13 protein-coding genes are annotated in these 20,313 nt (G+C 59.6%); 8 read left to right on the top strand and 5 right to left on the bottom strand.

Annotated elements, in window-relative coordinates; all coding sequences use genetic code 11:
• Window positions 1-81 precede the first annotated feature (81 nt).
• A complete protein-coding gene (locus J3U87_RS19685; RefSeq protein WP_237377488.1) occupies window positions 82-3,252 on the bottom strand; it encodes a hybrid sensor histidine kinase/response regulator in 3,171 nt (1,056 codons plus the stop codon).
• A 986-nt stretch (window positions 3,253-4,238) separates the two neighbouring features.
• Between J3U87_RS19685 and J3U87_RS19680 the strand changes: the two genes are divergently transcribed.
• Both J3U87_RS19680 and J3U87_RS19675 read left to right on the top strand, forming a co-directional pair.
• Entirely contained in the window at window positions 4,239-6,458 is a 2,220-nt protein-coding gene (locus J3U87_RS19680) for a putative bifunctional diguanylate cyclase/phosphodiesterase (protein WP_237377487.1), read from the top strand.
• Window positions 6,459-6,723: 265 nt separating this feature from the next.
• The gene (locus J3U87_RS19675; protein ID WP_237377486.1) at window positions 6,724-9,033 is read left to right on the top strand and encodes a TonB-dependent receptor family protein; all 2,310 of its coding nucleotides are present in this window, start codon (window positions 6,724-6,726) and stop codon (window positions 9,031-9,033) included.
• Between the two features lie 337 nt (window positions 9,034-9,370).
• Here the strand turns inward: J3U87_RS19675 and J3U87_RS19670 are convergent, their stop codons facing one another.
• The gene (locus J3U87_RS19670; protein ID WP_237377485.1) at window positions 9,371-10,168 is read right to left on the bottom strand and encodes an ion transporter; all 798 of its coding nucleotides are present in this window, start codon (window positions 10,166-10,168) and stop codon (window positions 9,371-9,373) included.
• Window positions 10,169-10,356: 188 nt separating this feature from the next.
• Between J3U87_RS19670 and yidD the strand changes: the two genes are divergently transcribed.
• Complete coding sequence (gene yidD / locus J3U87_RS19665; protein ID WP_237377484.1) at window positions 10,357-10,671, top strand: membrane protein insertion efficiency factor YidD; 315 nt, start codon at window positions 10,357-10,359, stop codon at window positions 10,669-10,671.
• A gap of 33 nt (window positions 10,672-10,704) precedes the next feature.
• On the opposite strand, the gene J3U87_RS19660 is transcribed toward yidD, so the two are convergent.
• Both J3U87_RS19660 and J3U87_RS19655 read right to left on the bottom strand, forming a co-directional pair.
• The gene (locus tag J3U87_RS19660) at window positions 10,705-11,913 is read right to left on the bottom strand and encodes a hypothetical protein (RefSeq protein ID WP_237377483.1); all 1,209 of its coding nucleotides are present in this window, start codon (window positions 11,911-11,913) and stop codon (window positions 10,705-10,707) included.
• 200 nt (window positions 11,914-12,113) lie between these two features.
• On the bottom strand, window positions 12,114-14,360 hold the full coding sequence (locus J3U87_RS19655) for a cation:proton antiporter domain-containing protein (RefSeq protein WP_237377482.1): 2,247 nt from the start codon (window positions 14,358-14,360) through the stop codon (window positions 12,114-12,116).
• A gap of 208 nt (window positions 14,361-14,568) precedes the next feature.
• Here J3U87_RS19655 and J3U87_RS19650 point away from each other — a divergent pair, with 208 nt between their 5' ends.
• From J3U87_RS19650 to J3U87_RS19630, 5 genes are all read left to right on the top strand, one after another.
• Window positions 14,569-15,402, top strand: a complete 834-nt coding sequence (locus tag J3U87_RS19650; protein ID WP_237377481.1) for a tryptophan 2,3-dioxygenase — start codon at window positions 14,569-14,571, stop codon at window positions 15,400-15,402.
• Window positions 15,403-15,534: 132 nt separating this feature from the next.
• Complete coding sequence (locus tag J3U87_RS19645) at window positions 15,535-16,311, top strand: SDR family oxidoreductase (protein WP_237377480.1); 777 nt, start codon at window positions 15,535-15,537, stop codon at window positions 16,309-16,311.
• A complete protein-coding gene (locus J3U87_RS19640; RefSeq protein ID WP_237377479.1) occupies window positions 16,308-17,519 on the top strand; it encodes an LLM class flavin-dependent oxidoreductase in 1,212 nt (403 codons plus the stop codon). The genes J3U87_RS19645 and J3U87_RS19640 overlap by 4 nt, the downstream gene beginning before the upstream one ends.
• A 298-nt stretch (window positions 17,520-17,817) precedes the next feature.
• Window positions 17,818-19,269 carry an aldehyde dehydrogenase gene (locus tag J3U87_RS19635; RefSeq protein WP_420038313.1) on the top strand — a complete coding sequence of 484 codons (1,452 nt, stop codon included), beginning with the start codon at window positions 17,818-17,820 and terminating at the stop codon, window positions 19,267-19,269.
• Between the two features lie 122 nt (window positions 19,270-19,391).
• A complete protein-coding gene (locus J3U87_RS19630) occupies window positions 19,392-19,811 on the top strand; it encodes a RidA family protein (protein WP_237377477.1) in 420 nt (139 codons plus the stop codon).
• A 101-nt stretch (window positions 19,812-19,912) separates the two neighbouring features.
• On the opposite strand, the gene J3U87_RS19625 is transcribed toward J3U87_RS19630, so the two are convergent.
• Window positions 19,913-20,254 (bottom strand): putative signal transducing protein, encoded by a 342-nt coding sequence (locus tag J3U87_RS19625; protein WP_237377476.1) that lies wholly within the window; start codon window positions 20,252-20,254, stop codon window positions 19,913-19,915.
• Window positions 20,255-20,313 lie beyond the last annotated feature (59 nt).

Genomic DNA, 20,313 nt, shown 5'->3' with positions numbered 1-20,313 from the left:
TCCCTGGAGGCAGAGGTGATCTCGAAGGTAACATGACGCGATACGGGACGGTCTCGGAGAGGGTCCCGGAAATAGATTGACTCAGGATTTGGTCTCGCCCATCGCCAACAGCTCGTCGAGCGTTTTGATCAGCTCATCGCGATCCAGTTTGATTTGATAGGCATCGAATCCGGCTTTCTTGCCCTGGGCCAGCGATTGCGGGTTGTCCAATGCCGTGATCGCCATGACCGGCAGGTGGGCGTAAGTCGGATGGTTCTTGATTTTGGCGACGAGCTCGTATCCGTTGAGAATCGGCATCTCGATGTCGCTGAGTACCAGATCGATATCTTCGGTTTTCTCGAGAATATCCCAGGCCTCCTGACCGTGCACGGCCTCGATGACCTCGATGCCGTGTTCCTCGAGATAGGAGCGGATCATGGTGCGGAAGAACGGCGTGTCCTCGGCCAGCAGCACTTTTGGCTTTTCTTCGGCCTTGAGGATTCCCGACTCCCGCTTTTCGCCGAACAGGCCGTAGATGTCGAGCACCAGGGTCATTTTGTTTTGGATGATGGTGCTGCCCAGCACCCCGTCACGCTTGAAGGTATCGGTCTGCACGTCCAGGCTGGTGTTGACGACGTCGCGAACGCGTGTCGCCACGATCGCGTAGGGCGAGCGCACCAAATTGGGAATCAACAGGTACAGGGTGCCCTCTTCATCCGTGACCCCCGGTTTGCAGGCGATCCGCTTCTCCAACCGAAACAACGGAATGTTCTTGCCGCCGACTTGGATGTACTCCTCGTCACCCACCTTCTCGATATCGGACTCGCTGGTCTTCTCGATCCGGGTGATGAACGAGAGCGGCAGTGCGAAATGCTCGTCCGGGTGATTGTTGAAGATGAGGAACGATTGCAGTTCGTGGTGCGCGGCGTGCGAATGCAGCGCATTGTCCTGCTCGATGTCGCGCAGGGTGTCGAACTTGAGCTGGGCGGTGGCGGAAATGCCGTTGCAATCCAGAATACAGATCACGCGGCCATCGCCGAGAATGGTTGTTCCGTGAAAGACCTTGATATCCTTGAGGAACGAGCTCAGCGGCTTGACGACCACCTCTTCCACGTCGCGAATGCGGTTGACCAGCAACCCGTACTGGTTGACGCCGATGCGAAGCACCACGATGTAGAAGGTGCGCCCGCCCTTGCGGCGGTCTTCCCCGTCGCGCTTGTGGCCCATGTACTCGGCCACGCTGCCTTCGCGTCCGCGCCGATCGGCCAGGTTTTGGCGCCGATCCGGCTGGCGGTTGCCGTCCTTGTCGGTGTAATAGCGCTTCAGTTTCAACACGTCGGCCAAGCGCAAAATGGGCAACAGGCGCCCGCGCAGCCGGAAGATTTCGTGTCGGCCGACCCGCTCGAGCTTGGTGGAGATTTCGTGCTCCTTGATGCGCACGATTTCCTCGATGTTGGTTTGCGGAATGGCGAAGTCGGCCCCTTCCACGTCGACGATGACCGCCGAAACGATGGCGAGGGTCGTGGGCAACTTGACCAACACGGTGGTGCCCTGACCCAAATCCGAGGACAGGTCGATGGTGCCGCCCAATTTCTCGAAACTGGTCTTGACCACGTCCATGCCCACACCGCGACCGGAGATCTCGGTGATCTGCTGGGCCGTGGAGAAACCGGGGCGGAAAATGATGTTCAGCGCCTCGCGTTTCCCCATGTTTTCGGTTTCGGACTGGGTGCATACCCCTTTCTCGACGGCTTTCCTTTTCAGGATCTCCACATCGATGCCCTTGCCGTCGTCTGAGATCTCCAAATTGACCTGACCGCCCTCGTGATAAGCCCGCAGAGACAGGGTACCGTGGGCCGTCTTGCCCGATTCGATACGTTCCTCGGGGATTTCGATGCCGTGGTCGATGCTGTTGCGCACCAGGTGCGTCAGGGGATCGGTGATGGCGTCCACGATCGTCCGGTCCAATTCGACCTCGGTGCCTTCGAGAACGACCTCGATTTTCTTGCCGAGCGATTTGGAAAGGTCGCGCACCATGCGGGGAACCTTGTTGAACACCGCACCCACCTGCTGCAGGCGGGTCTGCATGACGCTTTCCTGCAGCTCGGTGAGCCTCTGGTTCAGGCTCTGCAGCTCGGGCAGGTCCTTGTTGTCCAACCGTTGAACCAATTGGTTCCGCGACAGGATCAACTCCCCCGCGAGGTTCATCAGCTTGTTGAGCAGCGAAGTATTGACGCGAATGGTGGAGGACCCGGTCGTCGAGCTGGCCGCCGCGGATTTTTTGCGCTTGACGTCGCCGTCGCCGACCTTGGCCACCGACGGCTTGGGGGCCGGCTTCGGAGCCGGTTTGGGCGCGGCGGGTTTGGCCGCGGCCTTCGGGGGTGCGGCTTTGGGGGCCGCCGGCTTGGCTGCGACCGGTTTGGGCGCGGCCGTCGGCTGGGCGGCGGGCTCCGCGGGGGCTGACGCGGCAAAAAGCGCGGCGACGCCGTCCTTGTCCAATTTCTTCAGATCACCGCCGTCGACTTTCAGCGAGGCTCCGGCAAACTCCTCGTCCAACACGGTGGCGAACACGATTTCGGCCCGTTCCGCGCCATCCTTTTCCAAACTGCCGTCCTCCCAGACCAGCGAGCCGAAGGAATTCAGATAGTCGGAAAGCGATTTGAAATCCTTTTTCTTCATCTTTTCCATGTGGTACTCGCGATCCAACGGCAGGCGGTAGACGTTGAATCCCTTGTTCATCAATCCATGGGCACCGGCGAGATCCATCAGCGGGGTGGGTCCCGCCGCGACCGCGGGCGCAGCCTCTTCCACTTCGGGTTCGGGCTCTTCCACCGGCTCTTCGACCACCGGTGCCGCCGTGTCGACATCATCCGGCAAGTGTCCCTTGCCCTTGATCAAAAGGTCCAAAACGCGCAATTCATCTTGAATGGGCACTTCGTCCTGGTTGGCGAGATCGTTCAACATCGCCTTGAGCAAGTCGCTGCCACGCAAAAGGGAATCCATCGCGGCCGCTGTCATTTCGGCCTTGTCCCCGCGGATCAGATCGAGCAGGCTCTCCATGTAGTGGGACAGTTCCTTGATGGCCTCGAAACCGAGAAAGCCGCTACCGCCCTTGATGGTATGGATAGACCTGAAGATCTGATTGATGTCTTCCGGATTCACACCGATGTTCTCGAGATCGAGCAACTTGGTTTCGACCACTTCGATGTGTTCGAGACTTTCTTCGCGAAATCCGTTGATGAGCTCCGCGTCTTCAAATTCAAAATCTGACATTGTCCAGTCCTTGGAAAACTGCCGGTACGGCTGCCCGAAAGCAGACTTCGAAAACCTTGCGGTCGATAGGGTCGTTCAGGGTTGGAGTTTCAAACATTGTAGAATCGAAAGCCACTGATTACAAAGAACAAAAAAAGGCTGTACGGAAAAAACGGGGAAGACCGGGAAGCGATTCCGGCACGAAGCGAATTCGGGTCCCGGCAGGAATACCGAAAACGCGCGAAACCGGACGGCGCAATGCCCGCGAGGCGAAAACCATCGTCTGCAATCCAGCCGGTTTTCGCCCGATTCCACGGCCTTCGGGCCCGCGAACGGGCACCGGGCAAGTGACATCGACGGTGGCCACCACGCGGGCTCCCCACGGGCCGAACCACAGGTGCGACCGCGCGCGAGTTTCGCTATAGATCTTCTTCGACCGTTCGCCGGTTTTCTAAAATAAACCTGACACAGCTCGCGGAAAGGTGGTCTTCGCCGTTTTTCGAAATGTCGGGGCCAGCCAAATACGTTCCCGAATAAAGGGCATTCGCGGGCTCGAACCGACGCCCCCATCCGTCCTCCGCGACGCCCCGGTACTTCCCCTTCGAAAGTTACCCGAATGCGGACAAATCCCTCTCAAACGATCTCTTTACCCTTCCCCCAAAGCTCGCTCTTCGGCAGACGCACAGGTCTGCGACGCCGCGAACACCCCGATCATTCACCACGGATGCGATCTCCATTTTCATTTTCCCGACACGCCAGATTACTGCAATGCCACCTTTTCCCACGCCTGCCGGTCAACTTTGCCACCCTTCCGCCCGATCAACTTTCATGGGCACCCTTCCCGTTTGTCTCGTATCACAAAGTAATCACGCCGCCGAGTCAGTCATCCCTTTCCGTCAGACGAACTCCGGGGGCAGGTCGGTTTCCGCCCGGTCCGACCCGGTGACAGTGCCACAAGGACGCACCCCGTTATGACTCGGATCTTTGCGACGCTCAGGATGCAAAGCATGGCCACCAAACTGGCGGCCATCTTTTCCGCCGCGATGTTGATCATCGGATTCCTCCTTTTCAGTGCTTCGCTGGCACTTTCCCATCGGCAGTCCGTGCTTCGATTGAGCAACGAATTGAAGCGCATCGCGATGACCGCCTCCCTCAACATCGACGGGGATATACACGCTTCGCTGCGCGGCGATGCGGTTGCGGAAGATCCGCGCTGGCGCGACATGCAGCGCTACCTGAGTCGCGTTCGCGAGGCCAACGACCTGGAATTCGACCACTTGTACACCTTTCACCTGGCCGCCGACTCAGATCCCAGTCGGCTGGAGTTCGCGGTGATGCTACACCCCGAGCCCTTCCCCGGTTCGATCTACCAGGTCCCCCGCAAAAACCTCGAACTGATTCGGGGGATCCAGAGAACCGGCAAGCCAGGCAATACCAAGATCTACACCGATGCCCACGGCACCTGGGTTTCGGCCCTGGCCCCGATCTTCGATCGGCAGGGACGAATGGTGGGCCTGCTCGAGGCCGATCTGAGGGTCGACACCAACAACGAAGCCTACATGGCGGCCATGACATCGACCATGCTGCCCATCGCCGTGCTGTTCCTCTTGGCGCTTCCGGTCGGCATCGGCCTGATCTTTTTCCTCTCACGCAGCGTGGCCAAACCGATCAGCCAGTTCGCCCAGTTGGCCGAGTACACCGCCGACAGCCATTGGGACCACCCGATCCCCGAAATGAAATGGCCCGAACTGCAGCGCCTGGGCGGCGCCTTCGAGCGCATGCGCCTCCAGATCAAGAACCAGGTGACCCATCTCAGGAAATTCAATCAGGAGCTGGAACGCGAGGTGGACGCCCGCACCCACGAATTGGAGATCGCCCAGGAAAACCTCAAACACCAGACCGCACGCCAACTGGAATACCATAAATCCCACGACGATCTGACCGGGTTGGGCAATCGCCTGCTCTTCGTGGACAAGCTCGCGGTGGCCTCGGCCAAAGCCGCCTTGGACGAAACGACGGGCGCCGTCGTCGTACTCGATATCGACCGGTTCCAGCATTTCAACGACAGCCTCGGCAGCCAGAACGCGGACCGACTTCTCCAGGAAGTGGGCAACCGCCTGCGTTCCTCGGTGAAGGGAACGGACACGGTATCCAGGATCGACGGCGACGAGTTCGCCCTCGTCCTGTCCAATTTGAGCCATGAAAACGACGCGGCAAAAATCGCCGGCCGGCTGGCCAAGGTCCTGAGCAGGCCCTTCCTGGTCGAGGGCATGGAAGTGCACGTCACCGCCAGCATCGGTATCGCGGTCTTTCCCGTCGACGCCCAATCGCCGGACCTGATCAGTTCCTATGCCGAAACGGCCATGCGGCGCGTCAAACGCGAAGGCGGCAACGGTTACAAATTTTTCACCCACACCATGAACGCGGAAAGCGTCAAACGCCTGGCCCTCGAGACCGCGATGCGCAAGTCACTGGTAGAGCGGCAGTTCATTCTGTATTTCCAACCCCAGGTCTCGATCGCCACGGGACGCATCGTGGGTGCCGAAGCCCTGATTCGCTGGTACCACCCGGAACTGGGCCTCATCAGCCCAGGCCAGTTCATTCCGCTCGCCGAGGAAACCGGATTGATCGTGCCCATGGGCAAATGGATCCTCGAGGAAGTGATCCGCCAAGTGCTGATCTGGAAAAAGGCCGGCTTGCCGCCGCTCGTGGTTGCGGTCAACCTTTCCGCGCGCCAATTCAGCCAACGCGACCTGGTCCCCTCGATCCGTGCCCAACTGGCAGAAGTCGATTTGTCCCCGTTTCGCCTGGAATTGGAAATCACCGAGAGCATCGCCATGGGCAATGTGGAATCCACCATCGATACCCTGAGCGAACTGCGCGAGATGGGGCTGCTGGTGGCGATCGACGATTTTGGAACCGGCTATTCCTCCCTCTCCTACCTGAAGCGTTTCCAACTGGACAAGCTGAAGATCGACAAATCATTTGTCGACGATCTTCCTGGCAATCAAGAAGATACGGCGATCGCGATTGCGGTGATCAACATCGGCCACGCGCTCGGGCTGACCGTGATCGCGGAAGGCGTGGAGAACGAAGAACAACTGTCGTTCCTGCGCCGAAATGGCTGTGACGAGTTCCAGGGCTACTATTTCAGTCGCCCGTTGCCGGCCGAGGAATTTACGGAACTCATGTTGGGAACGCGCCAAGAGGCCAGCAAATCGGCGTGAAAGCCGCAAACCGAATAAAAAAAGCGACTTCCCTGAAAAATTTCCGAGCGTTTCTCTTGACAGGTCATCGGTTCTGTTCGAGAATGGCGGGGCTATATTGAGAATGATTCTCAGTTAATCAGATTATGTCGATTGCTTTCAGCACCTTACATCCATTCCCGTCTTACCGAACGGACTTTTTTTGCCATGAGCGACACATGACCAGGCTCTTCTCTCCTCTCCATCTCGCGGACTTCTTTACTTCATTTCTTCAAGGAGCACTCCCATGAGATCCTTCAGCGGAAGCCGAAACCCCCACAACTTTCGGTTTTTTCTTTCCCTCATGACCTTCTGCCTCATTCTTTTTTGGGCCACCGCCTCCACCGCCGTCGCTGGTGACGATGACGATGCCGCCGCTGGCTCATCGTCCCAAGCCGCTACCAACCAGAGTGACGAAGAGCCAGACCTGGTCCAGGTGGTACACGAGCGGTTCCAGGTCATCGGCAGTGTCGAGACGGCGGCGAAAGAGCCGGGTTCCGCGCACTACATCTCGAAAGAGAAACTCGAAAAGCAGAGTTACGCCGACATTCACCGCATTCTTCGTCAACTTCCCGGGGTGAACATCCAGGAAGAAGACGGACTCGGCTTGCGCCCCAACATCGGGATGCGGGGCACAGGAGTGGAGCGCAGCCAGAAGATCACGCTGATGGAAGACGGAGTCCTGATCGCACCGGCTCCCTACACCGCTCCAGCGGCCTACTACTTCCCCACGGCGGCCCGCATGGAGAGCTTCGAGGTGCTCAAGGGCGCCGCATCCATCAAGAACGGTCCCTACACCAACGGCGGTGTCCTCAACATGGTCTCCACCAGCGTACCGAACGACTTTTCGGCACGGTTGGACGCCACCGGCGGCAGCTACGGCACCCGTGAATTCCGCGGTCAGCTCGGCAACGACTACGAGACCTTCGGATATATGGTCGAAGCCTTGAACTTGAATTCGGACGGTTTCAAGGACTTGGACAATGGCGACGAGACCGGTACCGAAGTGGAAGATTACATGGTCAAGCTTCGCTTCAACTCGCGCGCGGACGCCTCGATCTACCAATCGCTGGAGCTGAAGGCGGGCAAGACCAAGCAGGACGGCGACGAGACCTACTTGGGCCTGACCGAAGCGGACTTCGAAGCCACGCCCTACCGCCGCTATGCCGGTTCTCAGGTGGACAACATCGAAACCGATCACGACCAGATCCAGCTTCGTTATTTCGTGAAGCCCACCAGCAACGTGGATATCACCACGACCGTCTACAACAACGATTTCTTCCGCAACTGGCACAAACTGGAAAAGATCGCCGGTGTCAGCGCCGCCTCGGTGCTGAACGATCCGACCACCTACGCCGAGGAAGTGGCGATCCTGCGCGGTGAAATCGACAGCGCGCCCGAAGATCTGCGCGTCCGCAACAACCGCCGCGATTACTATTCCCGCGGCATTCAGTCCAACCTGCATTGGTCGGTGGCCACGGCCTCCGTATCCCACGAAATCGAGGTGGGCCTGCGCTACCACGAGGACGAAGAGGACCGCATCCAGGACGAAGAGCTGTTCCAGATGGTGAACGGCAACATGGTGTTGACCCGTGCCGAAGCGCGCGGCACCCAGGCCAACCGCGTCAGCAGTGCGGAAGCTCTGTCCTTCTTCGTACAGGACACCATTTCCGCCGGCAACTGGACCTTCCGTCCCGGTATCCGCTTCGAAAGCATCGACTACGAGCGTTTGGACTATTCGACGGCCGATCCCGACCGCAGCGAAGGTCCCAGCCGCGTTCGCGAAAACGACGTGGAAGTGTTCGTGCCCGGCTTGGGCGTCGACTACGGCATCGACGATGCGAATCGCGTCTTCGCGGGCATTCACCGCGGTTTCTCGCCTCCCGGAGCGGGCAAGAACCAGGACACCGAAGAAGAGCGCAGCACCAATTTCGAGCTGGGCTACCGCCATCGCAGTGACACGCTGAACGCGGAAATCATTGGGTTCTTCAACGACTACGACAACCTGCTGGGTGCCGAGACGGTTTCCGGTGGCGGCGATTCCGCGGGCGAGCTGTTCAACGGCGGCGCCGTCGAGGTGAGCGGCATCGAAGCCAGCCTGGCCTACGATTTCGGCAATCAGGTGGGCAACGGCTGGACGGTCCCCTTCTCCGTGGTGTACACCTACACGACCTCCGAGTTCCAATCTTCCTTCGACACCAGCTTCGCCGATTGGAGCCCGCACGTGGACGAAGGTGACGAGCTGCCGTACATCCCCGAAACCCAATACGCCCTGAACCTGGGCCTGGGCCGCGACAACTGGAACGTCAACCTGAGCGGCAGTTACACCGGTGAAATGCGCACCAAGGCCGGCCAGGGCGCCATCCCCGCGGGCGAAGGCATCGACGACTACTTCGTACTCGACGCCTCGGCCGAGGTCACGCTCTTCGAACACTACCGCGTCTTCGGACGGGTCCGCAACCTGGGTGACGAAGAATACATCGTGTCGCGCCGTCCCTACGGCGTACGTCCCGGACTGAAGCAGACCTTCCTGTTCGGGGTTTCCGCTCGATTCTAGTGCGGGAAAACGCAACGATCCAAAAAGGCGGCCCTCGCGGCCGCCTTTTTTATTGCCCGCTGGGCAGCACACCGGGTTCCGCGACATCCCCGCATCAAAGCGATGCCCAACGCAGTTCCAAGCATCCAGGGAGAGGCGTCGCCGCTGTGGGTTGGGCTGGGCCGGTAAAGCCGCGGGCCGACGGGTCGCTTTCAGGCCCTTACGACGCCCAAAGAGGGAAGCGACAGGCGCTGCCAAATCTCTCGTCGAGCCATGCCGAAAAGCGTCGCCCAACTGCGAAACCGGTCTACGCCGCCAAATTCTGGATGATTTATCGCGAATGCTGTGGGGTTGGGACCTACAACTGCGCTCCGCAGAATTTGCAGTGCTTGGCGTCGGGATCGTGGCCTTCGCGCGAGCACTCCGGACAAGCCTGGGTGGACACTTCCTTGCGGGCCTGTCCCAGCTCCACCGTCACGATCCCCGTCGGCACCGCGATGATCGCATAGCCAAGGATCATGGCCAGGGCGGCCAGCATCTGCCCCAAATCCGAACGGGGCGCGATGTCGCCGTAACCCACGGTCGTCACGGTCACGATCGCCCAGTAGATGCTGCGGGGAATGCTCGTGAAACCGGTCTCCTCGGATTCGATCATGTACATCGCCGAACCCAGGATCACGACAAGGGTCACCACGACCACCAGAAACACCACGATCTTGCGCACACTGGCGCGCATGGCCTTCAGGATGTAGTCCCACTCGTGGAGGTACTGGGCCAGTTTGAGGATGCGCCAGATGCGAATGGTGCGCAGGGTGCGGATCACCAGCAGGTACTGGGTGCCCGGAATGAAAAGGCTGAGGTAGGTGGGCAGGATCGAGAGCAGGTCCACCACGCCGAAAAAGCTGAAGGCGTATTTCCACGGTTTGCCCACGCAGTAGAGCCGCAGGATGTATTCGATGGTGAACAGCGCCGTGAACACCCATTCGACCGTCAGGAAGACGCGACCGAATCGCGCCTGGTAGGAGCCCACCGAATCGAGCATGACCACCAGCACGCTGGCGAGAATGCAGACGATCAGCAGGAGATCGAAGGTTTTGCCGGCCGGAGAATCGGCTTCGAATATGATTTCATGGAGCCTGTGCTTCAATTGAGACATGAGCCTGGTCTTCTCGGAAGAGGTTCGGAACGGATGGGTTGTCGTCGGACGCCACGGTTGACAGCTTACCCGAAAGTGCGGTGGTTTTGTTCAGAAAAGGCCGGGGTTCGATGGCCTGTGCATGCCATTTTCAACGCTCGGGTTTACAATGGAGATGAGCCCGATTTGGGGTTCGAAGGAGGCCCTGTTTGGCCGCGAATCGCCTGCGCACCGCCATCAACTTCATCCCAGTGATGCTGATCAAGTTCTACCAGCGCTTCATTTCGCCCCTGTTGCCACCGTCCTGCCGCTTCTACCCGAGCTGCTCCTCTTACGGCCTGCAGGCCTTCAAGACCTACCCGCTGCACAAGGCGCTGTGGCTGACCGCCTATCGCATCCTGCGCTGCAATCCGTTCAATCCGGGCGGTTACGACCCGCTCCCGCTGCCCGAAGGACACCCCGACTGCGAGAAACGAGACGAAGCCCCTCCCGAAGACGGCGAACCCCATCGAGCCGAACCCTGATCGCCGCGGGCTGGGCCGGTCTCTCGTGCCCACTCAAATGCCGCCGGAGGAGAGCGTCACCAATTCATCCACCGTCTTGAAAAAGGACAGCGGTCGAAACGGCGAATTGACCAGGTACTCCATGGCACCCACCTCGAGCGCCCGTTCCCGCTTGTCACCGCCTTCATCCACCTCGCCCATCAGCACGCACTGCTGTTCGTCCTCGATGTGCTTGTTGATGGTATTGCAGACATCGTAACCGGAAACGGTGGCCAGATTCTCGTCGATCAGGATCAGGGTCGGCTGGTAGTATTCCACGATCTTCTGAACGTTGCTGAAGCGCCCCTTGGAAATCAGTACCCCGTATTTTCGCTTCAGGCTCTTACCCATGCGCGTCAGCAGCTCCTTGTCACGCGACAACAACAAGATGTAGCTGTCGCCCTCCGAGAGCACCGTGTTGGCGTAGTCGGCCTCGAGGCGCGGTCCCTGTTCGATCTCCTCGGCCTCCTCTTCGCCCTCCATGCTTCCGGCAGCCTGCTTTTCGCGCCGCTGCTTGCGCTCGCGCAGAAAATGAAGGTCCTGGTTGCGCTGCTTCAGGGATTCTTCATGAATCCAGTCCGCCAGCATCTTTTGGGTATCCTTGTCGAGGCCCTCGAACTCGATGCCCACCAACTGTTCGCCAAACGATTGGATGTACAGCACGTTGCCGGTGCAGTGAATGCGCAGGTCGGGGTTCAGTTCGAACCCGAAACTGGTGGGCAGGTTGACGGCCAGCAGTTCGCGAATCGGCTCCGATTCCGCACTCTTGAGGTCGATGCCCTTGAGACCGATATTCACCACCTGGCCGTCACAGAGCTTGTTGAGGGTGGAGGTGAAGGTCAATTCCTTACGCGGGGTCAAATGCAATTGCGTCAAGCCGAATTCGTCGTTGATGGAAATGCTTTGGGGAAAGGCCAGGCGAATGGCCTCCTTGTTTTCGTAGCGGCCGAACCCGAGCATCGCCACCGAGCCGTAATATTCCTTGCCCTCGTAGTAGAAGGTCAGGTGGATGAGCGTGCGCGGTTGGAGCCCGTGCTTTTCGCGAATTTCGGCATCGAGCCGCAAGATGAACGAATCTTCCAATTCGTCCAAAATGAGGCAACGCACCTTCTCGCCACCCACCTTCAAGGTGATCGCCTGCGCCTTGTGCATCAGTTTGCCCAAGATGATTTGGATCTCCTGACGGTCGGCGATGCTTGGATGTTTTTTCTTCTTTTTTGCCATGGTGAATTCGGGTACACATCGACGGAGGACGAAGAACGACCGATCGGCGGTCTACGGCGTCGCTTCATCGAGAGATTTTGGGGATTTGCGATAAAGATTCGCACTCCAGGATAACGCGGGCAGCCGCAACTTTCAATCCTGCACAAACTTATGGTGACAGGACAGGGATTCGCGCCGGTCGGAACCGGCTCAGGAGGCCATCACCCGTTTTCGATGACATAGTGAAGGTCCGCCTCGGTTTTGGCCGCCACCAGCGCCGACCGGGTCTCCTCCCGCATCACGAATTTCGCGATTTGGGAGATTTGGTTCAGGTGTTCGACCGGGTGGTCTTCGGGACTCAGCAGCATGAACACCAGCGAAATGTCGGAACCGCTGTGTTTACAGGAGATCGCCGGATCGACGCGCGCGATGAGGATCAGCGTGCTGTCGATGGCGTTGCTGTAGGTATGCGGTAGCGAGATACCGTGGCCCAGCAGGCTGCTGAACTCCTCCTCGCGCTGAATGAGTTCGCCCAGCAACGTGTCGCGATCCAGCTCGGGATATTCGTTGGCCAGTTTATCCAACATGTTGCGATACAGGGACTCCAGCGAGTCTGCCTCGGAGAAGAGGACCCACTTCTTGTTGCTGGGGATCTCCAATCCACCGGAAACCGGCGCCAGCGTCAGGACCAGGGCTTGGCCGTTGCTGTCGGCGGGAACGTAGGGATAGAGTTCGCCGTTGTACAGGCACATGAGCACCTGTTCGGGCCGCTGGTAGGTCTGGAGGTTGGTGGAAATGCGGCGCGCCTTCAGCTCCTCCCGCTCTTCCTGGGCCAACACGGCTTTCAGTTGCAGGTGGTTCCAGACCGAGCTGCCCACCAACAATTTGGCGTTGGCGACCGCGTTCTCGGCCTCTTCCGACACCCAGCGGTAGATATTGGCGTCGCTGAGCATGTTGCTCCAGCGCTGGCACAGCAACCGGTTGAGATCCTCGTTCTCTGTCAGCGCCAGGAAGTTGCCGATCCCGTAGAGGTTCGGATTGGTTTCGGGATCGATCTGCATCGCGTTCTCGTTGATCGCGACCAAACCCTCGCGGCGCGCCAGCTTGATCTCGCGCGGGTTGGTATCGATGAGCACCACGCTGAAGCCGGATTCCTGAATGAATTGTGCCACCAGGCGCCCCAGCTTGTGGGCCCCGACGATGACCCAGCCCTTGGGACGCGACTCCAGCACGCCGAGCGCGCCACCCACGAATTTGGCGGTGAACCCCTGGAAGACCACGGTACCGGCGATGACCGAGTACGTGAAGGTCTCCAGAAAGCCGGCCTCCTTGAAATCGAGGTTCGAGAGGTGGAAGGCACAGATCGAGGCCATCGAGGCCGCCACGATACCGCGCGGGGCGATCCAGCTCAAAAACAACTTCTCCCTGAGGGTCAGCGAACTCTTGCGGGTGGAAATGAAGATGTTGAGCGGTCGCACCAGGAACATGACGGCCCCGACCACGATCAACAGCGGCCAGCCGTAGTGAATGAACTTCTCCAACTCCAGGTTTGCCGCCAGCAACACGAACAGGAGCGCGATCAACAGGTCCTTCAATTCGACCTTGTATTCGATGATGCGGTCGAGCTGGGGCGTATCCTTGTAGCCCACCAGCAGTCCGGCCACGGTGACCGCCAGCAGCCCCGCCTCGTGCACCAACAGGTCGGCCGCCATGAAAATCCCCATGGCGTAGGCCAGAACCGAAATGTTCATGTACTCTTCCGGGATCCACTCGCGCTTGAGAAACTGGTAGAGTGCGCCACCCAGTCCCAGACCGGTGACCATGCCCACGATGAACCGCAGGAAGAAATTGAAATAGGAAATGGTCTGGTAACCGCTGCCGAAAAATTCGACCAGGTACCCGCCCAGCGCGCCACCGGTAGTGGTGTTCTCCAGATAGACGCTGACGAACCATTCGTAGCACAGCAAGGCGATGAACACCCCGATCGGGTCGATCAGGACCCCTTCCCAGTGGAGGATGTGGTGAATGTTCTTCCTGACACGGATCCGCTGCAGCAGCGGGCCGATCACGGTGGGGCCGGTGACGATGATGAGACTCGCGGCAAAAAAGCAAAAGGGCCAATCGAAATCGAACACCAGCTTGATGGCCAAGGCCGAAAAGATCCAGGTCACCAGGATGCCCTTGGTGAGCACGCCCCAAATCTCGCGAGACACCTCGCGATAACCCTTCACGTCCAGCGTCAGGCCACCTTCGAACAGGATCAGGCCGACGGCGAGCGAGATGATCGCGTTCAGTCCGCTGCCCAGGTGATCGGGATGAACCAAATTCAGCACCTGGGGTCCGGCCACGATGCCCCCGATCAGGAGGATCACGATCGCGGAAACCTTGAGACGTTGGGCCAGGATGAGAAAAAAAACGCCTAGCCCACAGGCTGCCGCGAAGGTCGTAAGCAAGTGATGACTTTCCATGAATGTAGCTTTGTCTCCTCGGGATATTTCTTTACAAAGAGTAGCCAAACCAGTTAAAAGAGGACAGACAAGCTCTCTCCATTTCCTGGCAGAAGCACGCTGGCAATTGATTTGGCTCGTTGGTGGCCGTCTTTCTAGTGGATTCTACTGGAAGTTTTGCAAAACTCCGGCTCTTTTTTGTGAACTTTCCCAAGCCCAGGAGTTCTTTATGACGATTGACTACAAGGACCTGGTACTCGAGGAGTTGAACTACAATTCCTACCTCAAACTTCCCGAGTTGCTCGATCTCCAACATCTGCGTTCCCAGCCACATCACCCGGACGAAATGTTTTTCATCATCATCCATCAGTCGGCCGAGTTGTGGTTCAAGGAGGTTCTTCACGAAACCACGCGACTCGTGGAAAGCTTTCGCGAAAACACCGTTTCCCGCGCATTGAAGGCCATCAAGAGAATTGGCGCCATAATGGAACTTCAGGTGCAACAAATTCGATTGCTCGGTACGCTCACCCCGATCGAGTTCTCCGGATTTCGCGGCCTGTTGAAACCCGCATCCGGGTTCCAATCGGCTCAGTTCCGCGAGATGGAGTTCACCTACGGACTGCGCAATCCCTTTTTCCTGCAATTCTTCGAAAAGCTCCCGGACATCCGCGCCCGATTGGCGCGTATCCAGACCGAACCCTCGGTGTACGACGAAGCGCTGATGTGCCTCTCACGAGCCGGTTATACGGTTCCGGAAGAAATCCTGAAACGCGATTACAGCAAGGCGCACGAGGTAAACGAGCGGTTGACGCGCACCGTCCGCCAGATCTACGAGGACCCCCGCGAGAACTTCCATTGGGTGCTCCTGTTCGAAGCCATGCTCGACCTGGACGAGAAGTTGATGCTCTGGCGCAAGACCCACGCGGTCATGGTCGAGCGAACCATCGGTCAGAAAGCGGGCACGGGTGGAAGCACGGGATGGCAATTCCTGCGCACGCGCGAAGACCTCAAGTGTTTCCCGGAACTTTGGGACGTGCGCAACATGATCGGTTCGGACGTCTGACGCAACCCTCCGCGATTCGAAGCGCTACGGCTCTTCGCCAGCGAATGAAACCGGAACGGGATCGCGGCCGATCTCGGTTCGCGCGCATTCGTTCGCATCGAAACGCGGACCAAGTCAACAGGGAGGATTACCTTGAATTTGGATTTAACCGGAAAACGGGCCTTGGTGTGTGGTGCTTCCCAGGGCATCGGCGCGGCGATCGCGCACCAATTGGCGTGCATGGGATGTACCGTGATCGCCCTCGCCCGCAGTGAAGACAAGCTCGCGAACGTTCTGAAATCGCTGCCGGGCAAGGGGCACTACAGCATCAGTCTCGATATCGGGGACCAGGAACTGCTGGAGAAATCGGTCGCCGGGGAACTGGCCGACGGACCGATCCACATTTTGATCAACAACAGCGGCGGCCCCAAACCCGGGCCCATTTCCCAAGCGGAGCCGGAAGCGTTCATGGCGGGTTTTCGCAACCACATCTTGGCCGCGTCCCTGCTCGTCCGGCTGCTGTTGCCCGGCATGAAGGAAGCCGGCTACGGCCGCATCATCAATATCATCTCGACCTCCGTCAAGGTGCCCATTCCCCACCTGGGCGTCAGCAACACCGTACGCGGGGCCATGGCCAATTGGGCCAAAACCCTGTCCATCGAAGTGGCGCCCTTCGGCATCACGGTCAACAACGTCCTGCCGGGTTTCACCGATACGCCGCGCTTGACCGCGCTGATCGAAGCCAACGCGGCCAAACAGGGTAAGCCGGCCGAGGATGTGGCCGAAGCCTGGAAGCAGAGCGTTCCGGCCAAGCGATTCGCCGAGCCGAGGGAAACGGCCGCGGCCACGGCGTTTCTGGCCTCGCCCGCGGCAGCCTACATCAACGGTGTCAACCTGCCGGTCGACGGCGGAAGGACGGGTTGTTTATGAAATACGATGTCTTTTTTTCCATCTGTCAGACCGAGGTGGACGGGTACACCCCGAACGAGCGCCAAATGCTGCTCAACTTCTTCGACCAGGTTCGCCTGGCCGATGCATTGGGTTATAGCTGTGCCTGGATCGCCGAAACCCATCTCTCCTGCCAGGTTCAAAAGGAGAACAAGAACCCGGTGATTCCCGATTTCAAAGGCGAAATCGGCCTGAATACCGACATTTTCCAAATGGCACACAAGATATTCGCCCAGACGAACCAGATCGAGGTGGGCTCGGCGATTCTCAACATCCAGTGCAACGGCGGCCCCATCGCCCGAGCCGAGGCACTGCGCACCGCGCTCCTGCTCCACGGCCTGGACCCGGAAGAGAAGCGCCGGCTGCAAATCGGCTTCGCCAGCGGTCGCTTTCCCTTCTCCAACACGCCCTACGGCATCTTTCCGCGCGACGCGGTCGAGCGGGTGGCCTGGAAGGCCGTCAAGGGCAAGGTCTTTCGGGAAGCGCTGGAAATCTTCCTGCGGTTCGTCCGCGGCGACATCTTCTCTTCGGCGGATGTCTCCCCCAAGTTCTTGGAGCGGGAGGATTTCCGCAGCGACGAAGATTGGGAGGCCGTACTCCACGCCCATGGAAGTCACGTGACCCGCATTCCCCTGGCGCCGATTTGGGATTTCGAGAAAGTGGGAGTGATTCCCTTCGAGGCCCCGCTCGATCTGTTGTGGTTGACCATCGGCGCCCACGACGCCAAAACCCAGGATTACGCCAACCAGTTCTATCCCTGCGGCGTCTTCAATCTCTCGATTACGCCCAGTGCCCAGATCGAAGCCACCCACCAACGCATGATCAACTCGTTCCACCCGGACGGCGGTCCCTGGAAACGGAATTACATGCCGCGCACGGTCCTGGTGTTCGTGGACAACACGCCGGGCATTTCCGATGCCGAGCGGGACAGCCGCGCCCGGGCCCACGCCAACAAGGCCTTGGAAAACTACTGGAAAGCGCTCCAGGGCACGATCGACCCCGAGCGTATCAGCCAGGCGGTCGACAACGCCCTGGTGGGTTGCCCGGCCTCGATTCGAGACCAGATGCAGCGGCGCTTCCACTCCGAGGATCGGTTGATGTTGTGGTTCGACTTCAACAATCACGACAACGAGACGGTCAAGCGGTCCATGCGCTGGTTCATGGAAGACATCGCTTCGCATCTCCACTAGCCGAAGCCGAACCCAAAGGCAGTCCATTCATCCCGTCCTGCGAGCCAAGGTCTGTATCAAACCAATGAATCTCGAGGCAAACGTGGTTTCACGCCGTTACCTCGGTGACCTCGGCGGTGAAGATCCGCAGTCACCGCCGACCGGGGTGGAGAATTACCTTTCCGGTTCACCTCCTGCGGAAGATCTCTTTCGGTTCGACAATACGCCCGCCCGACGCGATCGGCGCCGAGTGGGCCCAGAACGGCGACGGGAGGGCGCGGACAGCGACGCCGCCCATCGCCGGGAACAAGGAATTCACATGGGTCAACACATTCAGATTCAAAACTTCATCGATGGCGCCATGGTACCCCCGTGCAACGGCAACTACATGGACAACATCGAACCGGCGACGGGCCGGGTCTACGGCCAGGTACCGGATTCGGACGCACACGACATCGGGGCGGCCGTCACCGCCGCACAGCGGGCCTTTCCCGCCTGGTCGGCCACACCCGTCGAGCAACGGGCCCGACTCCTGGAGCGCGTGGCCGACCTACTGGAGTCGCGACTCGAGGCCTTCGCCAAAGCGGAGTCGCGCGACCAGGGGAAACCGGTGGCCCTCGCCAAAATGGTAGACATCCCCCGCGCGGTTTCCAATTTCCGCTACTTCGCGGGTGCGATCCGCCACCACGAGGAATCGGCCACCCACATGGACGGCAAAGCCCTCAACTACACCGTGCGCAAGCCAGTCGGCGTCGCCGGGTTGATCTCGCCCTGGAACCTGCCGCTCTATCTGCTGACCTGGAAGATCGCACCGGCCCTGGCCACCGGCAACACCTGTGTCGCCAAACCGTCGGAAATGACGTCGATGACCGCATGGCTGCTGGCCGAGGTGCTGCAGGAAGCGGGCATTCCGCCAGGTGTCTGCAACCTGGTCTTCGGTACGGGCCCCAAGGCCGGCGCCGCGCTTGTCGGCCATCCCGAAGTCCCGCTGATCTCCTTCACGGGCGGAACGGAAACGGCGCGTCGCATCATTCGCGATTCGGCCGACGGGTTCAAGAAACTCAGCCTGGAGCTGGGCGGCAAGAACGCCTACATCGTCTACGCCGACGCCGATCTCGACCAGTGCCTGCCGACCACGTTGCGCGCGGCCTTCACCAACCAGGGCGAAGTCTGCCTGTGTGGATCGCGGCTGTTCGTGGAACGGCCGATCTACGAGCGGTTCCTGGAACGTTTCACCCCGATGGTCGAGGCCATGGTGGTGGGTGACCCCACACAACCCGAGACCAACATGGGCGCCCTGATCAGCCAAGCGCACCTGAAAAAAGTTCGGGGTTACATCGCGCTGGCTCGCGAGGAGGGCGGCACCGTACACTGCGGCGGCACGCGGCCCGACCTGCCGTCCCACCTGGATGGCGGCTACTACCTGCGACCCACCATCGTCACGGGGCTCACCCCCACGTGCCGGGTCATGCAGGAAGAGATCTTCGGACCGGTGGTGACCATCACGCCCTTCGATTCGGAGGAGGAGGTCATCGCCTTCGCCAACGGAACGCGCTACGGACTTTCCGCCACGATCTGGACCCGCGACGTGTCGCGTGCCCACCGCACGGCCCACGCCATGGACGCCGGCATCATCTGGGTCAACACCTGGATGCTGCGCGACCTGCGTACGCCGTTCGGCGGCATGAAGGCCAGCGGGGTCGGCCGCGAGGGCGGCGCACACTCGATCGATTTCTACACCGAATCGCAAAACGTCTGCATCCAGTTCTAAGCGGCGGGCAACGCCGCGATCACCAAGCGCGGTGGGGTGAACGGCCGCGGCGGAAATCGAAGTTTCCGTCGACTCGCCGAGCCCACCGCGACCCATTTCCACACAGCATGGAGCGAACGAACATGACCGACCAACGCATCCACACCGACAAGGCGCCCGAACCGGTGGGCGCCTATCCACACGCCCGACGGGTGGGCGATCTCCTGTTTCTTTCCGGGGTGGGTCCCCGGAAGCCCGGTACCAAACAAATTCCCGGTGTCACCCTCGACGAGGCCGGCAATATCACGGCCTACGACGTGGCCGAACAGACCCGTTCCGTCATCGAGAACGTGCGCATCATCTTGGAAGCCTCGGGCAGCAGCCTCGAGGAGGTCGTCGACATCCAGGTCTTCCTGACCAACATGAAGGCCGATTTCAAGATCTTCAACGAAGTCTATGCCGAAACCTTCGCCTCGATCGGGGCGACCCGAACCACCGTCGAAGTGGGCGCGCTGCCCACACCCATCGCGGTCGAATTCAAGGTCATCGCCACGGTGGCCTGAAGCCGGTGCGGGTGTCGCCCATCACCGCGGTGCCCGCCCTTGCGACCCATTTCGGGGAACCCGGCGATGCGATTCGACCGGCTCACACCGGGCGGCCGCTCTCAATCCGCGTGCATCGCCGAAGAGAGATCGGGTGCGGCACATTTCCAACAGGCGGAAAACTGCCCTTCCATTTCCTCGCCACAGGTCTGGCATCGCCAGGACGCCTGTACCAGGCGCGGCGCTTTCAAACTGCGTTGGATCATCGCGGCGATTTCTTCCTCTTTTTGATCGTCGGCGATCCAGATTTCCATGGGGCAAAAAAACGGGGGCACTTCACCCGCGGCCGAGCCCGTTCCCATCAGGTGCTCGTTTTTCGTCACAAAGTCGATGTGTTGCTCCCCGAGAAGCGATTGAACGTAACGCAGCTCGGAAAATTCCTGGGTCACAAATACACGTCGCATACCGCCTCCAAAAAAATGATGTGGTCCGGTGAATTGATAATAAAGTCGGCCAAAACTCA

The sequence above is a fragment of the Sulfidibacter corallicola genome (genome assembly GCF_017498545.1).
Taxonomy (GTDB): Bacteria; Acidobacteriota; Holophagae; order Acanthopleuribacterales; family Acanthopleuribacteraceae; genus Sulfidibacter; species Sulfidibacter corallicola.
Note: the sequence above shows the minus strand (reverse complement) of the source record. Positions and strands in the feature narration are given on the sequence as shown.